General features: G+C 53.6%; 6 protein-coding genes. All 6 read right to left on the bottom strand.

Annotated features, from left to right (window positions below; genetic code table 11):
- Positions 1-53: 53 nt before the first annotated feature.
- The 6 genes from trhO to NQF64_RS05075 all read right to left on the bottom strand — a co-directional run bounded on the left by trhO (position 54) and on the right by NQF64_RS05075 (position 13,577).
- A complete protein-coding gene (trhO, locus tag NQF64_RS05100) occupies positions 54-998 on the bottom strand; it encodes an oxygen-dependent tRNA uridine(34) hydroxylase TrhO (protein ID WP_266106700.1) in 945 nt (314 codons plus the stop codon).
- 103 nt (positions 999-1,101) lie between these two features.
- A complete protein-coding gene (locus NQF64_RS05095) occupies positions 1,102-2,619 on the bottom strand; it encodes an autotransporter strand-loop-strand O-heptosyltransferase (protein ID WP_266106699.1) in 1,518 nt (505 codons plus the stop codon).
- Complete coding sequence (locus tag NQF64_RS05090) at positions 2,619-3,785, bottom strand: autotransporter strand-loop-strand O-heptosyltransferase (protein WP_266106698.1); 1,167 nt, start codon at positions 3,783-3,785, stop codon at positions 2,619-2,621. The genes NQF64_RS05095 and NQF64_RS05090 overlap by 1 nt, the downstream gene beginning before the upstream one ends.
- Positions 3,782-5,608 carry an AMP-binding protein gene (locus NQF64_RS05085; RefSeq protein ID WP_266106697.1) on the bottom strand — a complete coding sequence of 609 codons (1,827 nt, stop codon included), beginning with the start codon at positions 5,606-5,608 and terminating at the stop codon, positions 3,782-3,784. The genes NQF64_RS05090 and NQF64_RS05085 overlap by 4 nt, the downstream gene beginning before the upstream one ends.
- Positions 5,605-12,072 (bottom strand): type I polyketide synthase, encoded by a 6,468-nt coding sequence (locus NQF64_RS05080; protein WP_266106696.1) that lies wholly within the window; start codon positions 12,070-12,072, stop codon positions 5,605-5,607. Before NQF64_RS05080 ends, NQF64_RS05085 begins: the two co-directional genes overlap by 4 nt.
- Positions 12,072-13,577, bottom strand: coding sequence for a class I adenylate-forming enzyme family protein (locus tag NQF64_RS05075; protein WP_266106695.1), 1,506 nt, complete (start codon positions 13,575-13,577; stop codon positions 12,072-12,074). Before NQF64_RS05075 ends, NQF64_RS05080 begins: the two co-directional genes overlap by 1 nt.
- Positions 13,578-13,715 lie beyond the last annotated feature (138 nt).

Raw genomic sequence — 13,715 nt, 5'->3', positions numbered from 1 at the left:
AAAGGCGTCTCCACAATGCAGGGGGACGCCTTTCTTTGTGAAGGGAAAGGGCCTTACCCCTGCGCGCCATCACCAAGATGGGTCTGGCCGCGTTTTTCTGCCAGAGCGGCTTGGCGTTGCCGCTCACGGTAACGATGCCGTTGGGCCTCTGTGCGTTGGTTATAGCAATGAGGGCAACTTACCCCCTCCTCATAATGAGGGGACTGCTTATCCTCTGCACTAATAGGTGCGCGGCATGCATGGCAAAGGTCATATTGGCCCAGCTTTAACCCATGCCCAACAGACACACGTTGGTCAAAGACGAAACATTCACCCTCCCACAGGCTTTCCTCCTCTGGGATTTCCTCTAGATATTTTAAAATGCCACCTTTGAGGTGATACACATCCTCCACCCCTTCTTGCCGCGCAAAGGCGGTGGATTTTTCACAGCGTATGCCCCCCGTGCAGAACATCGCAATTTTAGGTGTGCGGCCTTGGGCCTCTACCTCCTTGCGCCACTTACGGAACCATTCTGGAAACGCACGGAAGGTTTTGAGGTCCGGGTCCACCGCCCCGCGGAAGGTCCCAATCGCTACCTCATAATCATTGCGTGTATCCATCACCACCGTATCAGGGTCGGAGATAAGGGCGTTCCAATCCTTTGGCTCAACATACCGCCCAACGCAGACGAGCGGGTCAATATCAGGCTGCCCCATTGTGACGATTTCTTTCTTCAACCGGACTTTCATCCGCAAAAAAGGCATCGTCTTGGCGCGGGATTTTTTATAATCAAACCCCGCACAGCCGGGCAGGTTATTAATATGGGCCAATACTGCATCAATCCCAGCATCAGAGCCGGCAATCGTACCGTTAATCCCCTCACGGGCCAAAAGGAGGCTGCCCTTTACCCCCTCCCGCTGGCACATATCCAATAGCGGTTGGCGGAGAGCCTCATGATTATCAAAGGCTGTAAAATGATAAAGCGCGGCTACACAAACCGGCAAAGATGTTTCTGTCATTAGTCACCCATCTCGCAAAGAAGGAACCTTTCCCCCTTCTAGCAGCCTACCCTTAGAAAGGCACGTCCCCCAGAGTAAGGGACGTCAAGGTTCCCTCATGCTCTTAGAGCGTCCAATAGACCTCATGCCGATGCTCGTAACCCTCCTGTTTGGTCGCGCCCTCGGCACGCTCTTTATCATCAGGCCAAGGCTCCCCTGCCGCAACGGCCGGTGGAACATAGCCGTGGTCCCGGCAGAGACGCTTAATCGTATCAATCACATACGCTGTCCCGATGATGCGCGTACATTCAAAAGCGCGGTCTGTCCCTTTATGACGGGGGCAAAAGAGATAATCATTATGCTGAAAAGGCGTGCGAACATCATGCCAACAGCTATTACAACCATGCGTACTAAAGACCCGATACGGCGTAGTGAACTCATTCATCGGGTCTGTAAAACCGCTAATCATCACAACAGGCGTCTCAACCGCCCATGCTAACCAAGATAGACCAGAAGATAACCCCACAAAGAACTCTGCATGTTTTAACCAACGCGCACGCTCTGCCAGGGGACGCTCGCCTGTTTCATCCTCCACACCATGAGGCAGGGCGTTCCAATAACAACCCATCCCAACCACAGGGTCTTTATCGATACAAATAACACGATACCCCATCTTTTTGAGGTATTTTACCGTATCTAACCACCCAATAGGGTGATGCCACATTTTACACGCGCAAGAGGCCTGTACCGCAACAACAACATAAGGTTCCTCTATCGGGCGGGTATCAGGTTTCTCAATCGCCACTCTCGGGCGGCTCTCGGTCGGGTCCACACCCAAAATCCATCCTGCCGTCCGATGCAACCCCACCGCGCGGAAATCCCGCGGTTGCCATTCCTGATCCTCATCATGGAAGAAAAGCCCGAGATAATACGTGGCGTAAAACTCATCACGCACAGCACCAAACTCTTTATCCACCATGAAGCGAATTTCTGGATAAACCGGTGCCATGAGATCGCGGATCATTTCACTCACCACAACGGTGAGCGTACAGCCATGCACTTGGCTAAAACGCTCTGCATAGGGCATCCACCCAAGGGGGTCGCCCAATGTCCCCGCAGGCATGATAATGGCGACCTTCTTCCCCCGCGCATTATAATGATGCGTCCAGATGAGCTTTTCATCCTCAAAAAGCTCTATCACACCTTGGAGAAAGTATTTCTTGCGGGAATATATCACCTCCCCGCCCTTCTTCTGGTCATAAAGGCATGTATCAGTCTGCCCGTCCCAAAAGCGTAGCCGCCATTGCTCCCCTTCTGGAAGCTTAACGCGTATCCCTAGATTAAAGTCATAACGCAGCCCATGTGGCCCTTCCTGCGTAAGTATAGTCGCTGGGGCAGGGAATATAGCACCAGGGATGCGCTCAATATCATCGTCTTTTACATGATGGTCCGTCGTAGAGGCAGAGGACGCCTTATCAGACTGAATCGGCTCTGCTGCACCTTCTTCGCCCATAGTAGAAACCGTGCCCCCCGCTACTAATAACTCCGAGGATGAAGAGGCAGGGCGTAACATGGCAATATCTTGTAAGATACGCTCCTTCTTGTGAGTGTCTTGGGTGGATTGATCCTTTTGCTCTGTCATTAATCCAACTCCCCAAAACCCGGAATCGTCTCAATAACCGCTTTCACCTGCGTAAAAGAAATCCCAATAGAACATTCGAACATACGGTCCGTACCTTTATGCCGAGGGCAAAAAAAGGCATCTTCAGCACGCAGATCAATATTCACATCATTCGCACAACCATTACAAACATTCCGATTAATGATGCGATACGGCGTCATGAACTCATTATAGGGCTCGGTATAACCACTTATCATCACCACTGGTGTCCCTGCCGCCCAAGCTAACCAAGATAACCCCGATGACGTCCCCACAAAAAATGCTGCATGTTTTAACCAACGCACACGCTCTGTTAAGGGGCGGGGGCCTGTTTCATCTTGCGTCCCATGTGGAATAGGGCGTAACGCCGCAATAGGCCCTCCCATCCTGTCTTTATCAATACATACAACTTTATAGCCTTTTTCTTTAAGAAAGCGCACAAGGTCATACCACCCACGCGGGTTGTTCCAATATTTACTAAGGCCTGATGCTTGGGCGGCTATGCATACATAGGGCTCCACCATCGGACGCCCCTCTTGATCAGCCGAGACACGCGGCCTTCGATCTTGCGGTGGAAGCCCCAAAATATACGCGCCCATATGGGCAAGGCCACTCTGGCGATAATCATTAGGCTGACAGATGCGCTGATGGTCCTCAAAAAAAACAAGCACGCTGTAATGTGCGTAATATTGTCTATCCTGCATATCAGATTCACCAATAAAACGAATATGCGGATATTCATCCTCGAATAGTGGGATCAATAATGGATTAATGAAGAACGTCGCCTTACAATCGTGTTTTTCAACAAACGCAATAGCGTGACCAATCCAGGCAATATGATCCCCAAGTCCACCCAAATTCATCGTAATAAGAACTTCACGATTCCGTAAATCACACACATGCGTGAAAATAAGTTCGCTATTCTTCCAGATACAAATCTCAAACTGAATATAATAACGTTTAAAGCTCTGCACCATGCCAGAGCCTGCAATCTCCTGCATGAACAAAACCGTATCGGTCTCCATATCCCGCAAACGGACTAACCATGTTGCCCCTTCTGGCACCCAAACACGGCATCCATCATTAAAATCATACCGGATACCTTCGGGGCCAATTTGCGTTAGTACAATCGTTTTATGCTCACTCATAAAGGCCGCTCTCCCCAGGCCAAAACCTCGATACGCTCTAAAAATTCAGGGCCGAAACGTTGCTCCTGCACAATGGGCACTCGTCCCTCAGCATAGGCTGCACATGTCGCAGAAAGACGCACTTTCCCACTGGGGGTCCGCCATATGCCCCCTTGGCGCACCAATACGCAGCGTATGTGCTTGACTGGGCAAACCCGTCTCATAGCCCGCGCCATAGCCGCCAGCACATCCTTGTGCCCCTCGGTCTGACGAATATGCGTTAAAGAAAGTTCCCCCATGACGCATAATAGGCCTTCGTAACGAAACACCGCTACGCCACGGCTGTGAAAAAGTGGGCAAGCCTGCCGCACGGCTTGGGCTAAATCCGCAGGATCATAACGCTGACCATCAATCAGTACACCATTATCCAACCGCCCAGAGACCAACAAACACCCCTGCTGCATGAACCCTAGGTCACGGCTACGGAACCACCGGCGGCCATCATCGCCTATAATGAAACGCTCGCGATTTTCGACCTCACAATTCACATAGCCCGGCGTGACAGACGGCCCGCTCAACCATAATTCCCCCACCTGACCTTCTGGCAAGCAGGTTTCGCTCTCCGGGTCCACCACAAGGATGGCATGCCCTTCAATCACACGCCCACAATTCGCCACGGCCCGCTTATCATACGCCGTCTGCGGGGGGGCAACGCGCCCCTCTGCCAAAGCATAGCGCGACACAATCTCAAAAGACACAACCTCTTTGCCATCACCCTCACCGCTAGCGATCATCAAGGTGGTTTCTGCCATCCCATAGCCGGGCCTAAGGACAGATTTTTTCAACCCTAAAGGCATATAGCGCTGAAAAAGCCTCTCCACCGTATCCTGCTCTATCATCTCCGCCCCGATGAAAGACCATGCCCAGCAAGAGAGGTCTAACCCCTCCAAAGCAGTATCTGGTACCCGATGCGCCAAAAGCTCATAAGCAAAATTAGGCCCAGCGGAAAAGCTGAGGCGATACCGGTCGATCGCCTGCACCCATCGCTCCGGCTTGGCGATAAAATGCTCTGGCCGCATCAACCACAAGGCCCCACCAGCCCCGATGCAATAAAGCACACTCACCAAACCAAGGTCATGCGAGAGGGGGAGCCAAATAAGCCCACTCTCCCCCGCCCATAAATTACCACGGAGCATCAATTGTTGGAGGTTCGCCCCCACATTGCGGTGCGTAATCTTCACACCGCGCGGATGCCCCGTAGAGCCAGACGTATATTGCACATAGGCAATATCATCCAACGCTGCAGCATGACGGCGATGAAGCGGTTTGGCCTGCTCGGCACCTTCTATGGGGATCCATTTAAGACCCGCAGCCCGCCCATCAGCCTGCCGCCTAAAGCCCATAAGCGTCTCGCGCGTGCCGAGCACCGCAACCGCCCCACAATCCTCCACAATCTCAAAAAGCCGGTCTGCGCTGCCCAACATAGCCGGATACACACCAGAGACAGGCTCCATATTCGCATAAAGGCAGCCAAAAAAGCCCGCTACAGAGGCTGTTCCATTCTCAAAACATAAAACAACCCGGGACCGCTCTGGCATGAAGCGATCCACCAATCCGGCAATCCGACATGCCCAATCATGCATTTGCTGGAAGGTCGCACTCTCCTCAATCTCCCCTTCCTCATCAAGTAAGAAGAAGCGGACCTTATCGGGGTTTTCCACCGCCCGGAAGCTGAGCATCTCATCCAGCCGGTTTTTATCTTTATTTAGAACAGCAAGCGTATTTTCATAAAAATCAACCACATAACCATGCTGTTGAATCGTCCTATAGGAAACCCTCCTCATAGATCTGCCCCTTCCACCGTGATGGCACCGCCTTGCTGCACCATCATCACGGCTTGTTGCAGCAGGCTCCGCGCCATCTCGATGATGGTTTCACTCCGTGCAAGGAGCGTTAAGGTCGCATCCACACCAAACTCCACATTGATAGCCGTTTGCAGCTCCACCCCGGCGAGGGAATCAATCCCCAATTCAGAGAGACGCGCGCTGTCAGCAATGCCCTGCGGGTCGACTTGGAGGACCGTCCCTAATTGCTGCTTTAACCGTGTCAGCACATAATCTAGTCGCTCCCCCTCAGGCATGCTCATTAAAAGCTGCACGGAATCAGAAACGCCACCGCTTTGGCTCTCTTGCTGCAAGAGCGCAAAACGTGCCGAGTTTTTCAGCCATGTGAGAGCCCCAAAAGCCTGCCGCCAATCAATCTCCACCACAGAGACTTCACTGCGCTCCACACCATAAAGAACCGGTAAAAGGGCCAAAGAATCCGCCGCTTTCATGGTTTTAATACCCGCAGCCTCAAAAAGACGGCCCGCCCCCGCACTCTCTGTCACCATGCCGACATCACCAATCGCTCCCCACCCTACAGCAAGAGCCGGTAAGCCCTGCTGGCGGCGATGTTCTGCCAGAGCGTTAAGGTAACTATTAGCCGCGATATAGCTGCTCTGCCCCACATTCCCCAACTCTGCCGTAAAGGAGGAATAAAGGACAAAATGATCCAACTTCAGGCCACGCGTTGCTTCATCCAAAGCCTGCGCCCCCACGATTTTGGGGGCCATAACACGGGCGATGCTGCGCGAATCATCCATCGATTCAATAAGCTGGTCTTCCACCACCCCAGCCGCATGGAACACCCCGCGCAATGGCCGCTCATCTTGAGCGAGCTTCCGCACTAATGCCTTCACCGCATGAGGTTGGGTGACATCCAGCCGATGCGTTACAACCTGCCCGCCATGCGCCGCAGCAAGCTTGTTAAGCTGAGCGATAGCATGTTGACGCTCCGGGTCTTGCGGTAAGGTCCGCCCAGCCAGATGCACAGCCCCCGCCCCTTGTAAGAGCAGATATTCCGCCGTTTTGAGGCCAAAGCCGCCCATCCCCCCGGTAATGAGGTACGAGCCATCCCGCTTAAAGCCCGGTAAGGGGCGCGCAATAGGCCGTGCCTTTAGGCCGCTCATATCCTCATAAGAGAGCAGCACCTTCCCAATATGCCGCGAGGCCATCATATAGCGGAAGGCTTCCGCCGCCTCAGCCGCAGGGAAGGTTTTTATCGGCAAGGGAGCAAGCTTACCCTCCCGGCTGAGCGTCAAAATCTCATCCATAATCCCAAACAACGCCTCATGCGGCATCATCCGGTCCATATCGAAGGAGATATAGGTCAGATTCTCATTAAACGGCCTCAGATCCAACGCCCGATGCTCAACAATATCGCGCTTGCCAATCTCCACAAACCGGCCCATCGGCGCGACAAGTTTAAGGCTATGAACCATCGCCTCACCGGGGAGGGAGTTCAACACCACATCTACCCCGCGGCCCCCGGTAGCCTCACGGATACCATCGACAAACTCTAACGTACGGGAATCCCACACACCGGCACAGCCTTGTTGGCGTAGATAGTCCCGCTTCTCCGGATTGCCCGCTGTGGTGTAAATGACAGCCCCACGCATTTTTGCAATGTGAATTGCTGCCTGCCCTACACCACCTGTCCCAGCATGAATCAGCACACTCTCCCCTCCGGCAAGATGTGCTAACTTCACTAAGGTGTAATAGGCCGTCATAAAGGCCACGGGCACACCGGCAAGCTGCTCTAAAGCCTCATGCGTTAGATCAGCCGAAAGCTTAAAGGCACAGCCTGCCAGCGCACTTACCTTCAACACACGGCGATAAGCAAAGCTATCAGGATAAGCCACAACAAGCCGATCACCCGGTGCCATATCCTCAACACCCTCACCAACGGCTTCAACCTCCACCACGGCCTCAAGACCGAGGCTTTCGCCGTTAAAGGTCCCCTCAATCACGCTCTCCGGGAGGAGACCAAGGGCTTTAAGAACATCCTTAAAGTTAAGGCTGGCTGTTAATGTCCGCAGCTTGACTTCACCCGGCCCCGGCTCTGGCACGGTATAAGCCTGCCAGCGGATGGTCTCCACCGTGTTCGCGCGTCCCCCCTCTAGCCGCACGCTACAGCTCCCCTCATCATGAAAGCTGATAATCTCACCCCATGAGACAGGTTGCGGCTCTGGCTTGAGAGATGGGGAGACTAACCGCTGAACAAGCCGCTGCACACCCTCATCACTCGGGCGCAACCAGACACTATCCTCAGCACACCCCTCCAACACCAGCTCGGCAGCGATATCCTCTACTAGCTGGTCCGCCCCAATAGCGGGGACATCCACACAACGTATGGCTAGGTCTGTTCTCTCTGCCTCCACAGCGCGTAACAAACCATGGAACACACGCTGCATCGCCACAGCCTGCCCATGCTCCGCATAAGCCCCACGCGTGATGAGGATGACCGCAAGGCGATGCTTCCGCCGCCGTTGTGGAATATGTTGGATGACCTCAACACACGCCATCACATCATCAAGGCAGTGTTGATAATCCGCACCATCTCGCGGGAACAACACAAGCGCACGTTGTTTGCTTAAAAAGGACTCATGCGCCAAGCGTTCCGCTAAATCCGCCCCGTTAAGAGAAGCAGCATGGGTTATATCTGCCCCATTTTGATGCAGCATCTCCGCTACAGCCTCTGCAAGAGCGTCATTTTCCGCATGACAAAACGTAATCGCCAAAGGCTCACTTAACAAAAGCTGCTGCTCTGCATGAATCCATTCCGGTGCGTAAATAAGATGCGCACCTGTAGAACGGTCTCCCCCACGGCGAGCCATACGGCGGCAACATAGCCCTAATAACTCGCACACCAACTCTCCCTCTGGGGTAAAGAGCTGCATATCCGCAACAATCTTCCGCTCCGTCCGTTGGGTCGGTGTGACCTTTACATAAAGCCGCGCAACCTTCTGCCCCAGATAACTCACCCGCTCGATTGATGCAGGGACGAATACCTCCTTTTGCTCCTCAAAGGGGAAGGCCCCGATAAGCGCGTGCATAGCCCCATCGAGCAATGCTGGGTGCAGCAAATACTCGCCTATTGTGGCAGCTTGGTCATCAGCAAGGGCAATCTCTGCCACGACATAGCCCGCCCCACGATGTAAGCTTCGCAAGGTTTGGAAGGCAGGGCCATATTCCAGCCCGATCGTGGCAAAAGCCTGATAAACCTCTGCCCCTTCAAAACATGTGGTCCCTTGGCAAAGAGCCGTAAAATCGAACCCCTGATTCCGCTCCGCAGTCGCACACCACGGAGCCGCTTGCAACACCGTAGCATGACCATGAGTTTGCCAATCCCCATTCCATGCAAAGCTTTCACTCTCAAAGCTTAAACGCCGCGTTGTTGTGTTAAACCGCCACATCATAACGGGCACTTGCCCCTCTTGCACAACAAGGGGGGTATTGAGGGTCACATCCTCAATCACAGCGGGGGCTTTGGCCTCCAACTGTGCATGAGCCGCCAAAGCGGCCTCAATATAAGCCGCAGCGGGGAACAGCACCATCTGATGCACCTTATGGTCCATCAGCCACTCCATCACGACGACACTAATATCCGCCCGCCACGCACGCCCTTCCAATAGGCTCGGTGTCCCTAAAACAGGATGAACCTGCTCATCCAACCGGTCACGCCGCGCGGCTTCTGTCTCCAAAGAGGGGACTAATTTTTCAACCCACCGATAGAAGGGTAAATCCATCCGCTCGGCCCGAAGGATATAACGCCAATCCGGCTCCGCCCCACTCAAGGTTAGGCGTACTAAGGCACGCAATAGCCCTTCTGCATCATCATGATGACGGCGCAAAGTGGGGATGACGGCGACCTCATATCGCCCTTCCTCCGCACAATGCGTCACAGAGGCCCCCAAAACCGGATGTGACGCGACCTCTAAAAAGACGGCATGACCATCCTGCAACAGATGGTGCATAGCCTCATAAAATAAGACCGGCTCACGCGCGTTTGCATACCAATATGCGCCATCATGACGCTCCTCATCCCGCCATGCTTGACCCGTCACGGTGGAATAAAGCGGAATCACCGGTTTTTTAGGCTGAATCTGCGCCAAGGCTATGAGCATATCGTGCTCAATAGCGGCCATCTCTGGGCTATGATAAGGGACTTCAACCTTGAGGAAGCGGGCAAACACACCTTCCTTGCGACATGCTTGCTCTAGCTCTGCAAGAGCGTCTTGCGGCCCTGCAACTGTGCAAGACTCCCCACTATTAACCGCCGCAATGCTAATCTGCTCGCCAAAGCGGCCTTCCAACCGTTTGGCCAACATCTCGCGCCCTAGCCCAACGGCCAGCATCGTTCCACGCCCAGCAAGACGGCCCTGCAACTGGCTGCGATGGTAAATAACCGTAACGGCGTCTTTAAGCTCCAGCGCACCACTTATATAGGCTGCTGCCACTTCCCCAACACTATGGCCAACCACAGCCCCCGGCGTAATGCCATAATGAGCAAAAAATGCCGCAAGGCATATCTGCACCATAAAGATGGCAGGCTGTGCAACCTCTGTTTCCTGCACGCGGGACTTACGCTCTGGCTGCAACAACGCATCCCGTAAAGACCAACCTGCTAGCTCCTGAAAAAACACATCACATTGCTGGGCAAGAGCGCGCACTTCAGCCGGGGCCTTACGCAGCAAGTAACGCCCCATCCCCCACCATTGTGGCCCCATACCAGAGCATAAAAAGACAGGCTTTACCGGCTGGTCCACCACCGCTTTACCCGTAAAGAGGGCTGGGTGATTACGGTCCACCGCCAAGGCCTCCAACGCCTCACGCGCTTGCACATACGCATCTGCCCCACGCTCTGGGAGGATAAGGGCCCGTTGGCGGAAGCGTGCCCTATATCGTGCTGCGGCAAAACACAGCCCATCCCACAGACGCTTATCCGCCTCATCCCCTAGTTGAGCGGCATAAACATGGCCCATCCGCTTGAGCGACGCCTCAGAAAATGCACTCAGCAGCAAAGGCGTCCGCCCCATAAAACCTGCTGGCCGCACCCCTTTAAGCCGATGCTCGCGCATAGTCTTCTTACGGGCGGCATTTTTCTCCGCCTCTGTAGGCCGCCGCAGCAAGGCTACGGCATTGGTCCCGCCATACCCAAAGGAGTTTACCACCGCATAAAGCTTATCGCGTTGGGGCAGAGGGCTTGGCTCACCTTGAGCCACCTTAATGCCATACTCATCAAACGGGATAGCCGGGTTAAGCTCTTTTAAATTCGCTTGGCCGGGGACCATACCATGCTCCAAGCACAGCATAGCCTTCAACACGCCAGCACCCCCTGCCGCAGCTTCCAAATGGCCCAGATTCGCCTTTACTGACCCAACAAGGACAGGCTTCCCTTCATCCTGATACTGCCCAATGGCTTGCCCAATCGCCTTAGCCTCAATCGGGTCACCGACCGGTGTGCCCGTCCCATGGGCCTCCACATAAGCAACATCGCGCGGGGCAACCTTAGCCTTACCCAAGACCTCACGCATCAAGCGCTCTTGGGCCTCTGCATCTGGCATGGTGAGAACAGGCGTATGACCATCCTGATTCACCCCAGAGCTGCAAATCACACCGCGAATCTCATTACCATCGCGCACAGCATCTTTAAGACGTTTGAGCATCAATATGACGCAGCCTTCCCCACGCCCATACCCATCAGCATCGGCCGCAAAGGATTTAGACCGCCCATCCTTGGCTAAGAAGCGTCCTTTTGTCATCAGCATGGCGGTTTGCGGGGCGAAAATACAATTTACCCCACCGGCTAAAGCTACGTCACATTCCCCAAGGCGAAGGCTGTTACAGGCTTGATGCACCGCCACAAGAGAAGAAGAACACGCCGTATCCATCGCAATGGTCGGGCCTTTTAACCCATAAACATGAGCCAACCGAGCCGCATGCATTGTCATAACGGAGGATAAAGCCGCAAATTGGTCGCGAATTTGCGACTGCATAAACGGGCTGCCGCAATGAATGAGCTGATCTTGCGTAAAGCTCCCCACAAAAACACCCGTCCGCGTTCCCTCCAACGCGCTAGCTTTTATATTGGCACTCTCCATAGCATGCCATGCCACGCTTAAAAGCAAACGCTGGGGGACATCCATCAATGTCCCCTCACGCGGGGAAATACCAAAAAAGAGGGGCTCAAACTGATGCTCCTCTAAGGTGAGAAAATGGCCATATTGCATGGTCGTCTTACCCGGCATGTGGTCCACCGGGTCATAAAAACGCCGCCGCCCCCAACGGTCCTCCGGCACAGCAACACAACCATCGCGGCGATCAAGTAAAAACCGCCACAACCCCTCCATATCCGCAAGGCCCGCTGGCAATATGCAACCTGTGCCGATAATGGCTATCTCATCCGCGCGATACATAGGCCTCATCACCGCTCTAACTTATGCTGGATATAGTCCTTCAACATGGCCCGTAGCCGCTCTCTCTCCACATGACCTTCCGTTGTGCGTGGGATTTCTGGCACCCAAATCATCGTAACAGGGGGCAAAGCGGCATAACGCTGCCGTAATTTGACGGAAAGGGCTTGTTCATCAAATGTTTCAGTCGAGACAATCGCAGCATAGCACCGCTCTACACCCTGGCGGTCCTCCAGCATGAATACGCCTGCCTCTTTAATGCGTGGCTCTGTAAGAAGAATCTCCTCAACAACACCGAGGTCAAACTTCGCTCCACCCACATTTATCAACGCATCGGCCCGGCCATGGAGATGCACCTCCCCTGTTGTTGAGATGGCACCGCGATCCCCCGGGTAAAACCACCCCTCATGAAAGCGTGCCCCACTGGTAGGACGACCATCCCTATAGCCCCGCACACTACCACTCCGAATACGGATATGACCTACCTCACCAATTGGGCATCGCTGTCCCTTAGCATCTACAACCTCCACCTCCACCCAAGGGAGAGGCATGCCAACACTCTCTTCATTTTGCCGTTTTTCCGCAGAAATAGCCGTAACAATCCCCGTCTCGTCCGTGCCATAAACAATCTGCACATGAGGGGTAAAACGCTCTCTCGTTTGCTCTAATAATTGTTGAGATAATCCAGCCCCTACAACACGCAAGTGAATATGGCTCATAAGCTGCGTTGTAGGGGGAAGGGCTTTAAGCACATAACCTAAATGAGCCGGGGTCAAAACCAATAATATCTCTGAAGCCTGCATCATCTCTGTAGCGATATTTTGGGCATCGCTACTATGCACTGTTGTGCCCGCTGCCAAGGCCGCCCCAGCCATAAGGAAGCCGCTTAACGATTGCGGACCAATAGAACATAGTAAATGTGGTTTATTCCCTACAAGCTGTGTATCTCGCCCTTTCCGTAAGAAAAACTCCACCATATCATGATAAATAAAGCGATGAAGCTCTGCTTCTAACTCTGTAAAACTTAGCTCTAGCAAATGCGTGTTACGGTCTGTCCCACTCACCAACGCAGCCCGGCACGGTGCAGAAGGCTCTACCGGTACAGGCGGGTAGTAGTTAGAGGCGTCATCCTCCTCTACCCCTTCCAACACACGCTCAAACCATGCCTCATCAAGGATCAACCGTCCCTCGCCAGCAGGCAAACCCCCTGTACCATGGATAATAATAATCTCTGGGTGCAGGAGGGTTAAATCCTCCTCTGAGACATCACCATTGAGTAAAGAAGCTGAGGCTAAACCCAACCGCCCTAATGCAAGCGTTAATGCCCAATGCCGCCACGTATCAGCACATTGCACTGCTACACGACGTGGGGCTAAATCTCGCAACCCCTCCAACGCACGAGCGAGCCGACTCACAATCGCCTCTAGCTGCGCATAGCTTTGCTGGCGTGCCATGCTGCCAAAAGCAATATCCGCACCATTGTGACGAGCATTATAAGCTACAAAACGGTCCAGCATATAATGATCGTTCCCTTTACAACGTGCTTATATCCCCACAACAAGGCAGCCTCCCCTGCCCCGCTGACAGGCCCATCCCTAGCTTGGTCAGATAATCACTTCAGCCAGCAAAATTATGGCGTCTTTATTAACACAAAG

The sequence above is a fragment of the Bombella saccharophila genome, assembly GCF_026385475.1.
In the GTDB taxonomy this organism is placed as follows: domain Bacteria; phylum Pseudomonadota; class Alphaproteobacteria; order Acetobacterales; family Acetobacteraceae; genus Bombella; species Bombella saccharophila.
The sequence above is the reverse complement of the archived record's forward strand: the minus strand, read 5'-3'. Positions and strand labels throughout refer to the sequence as shown.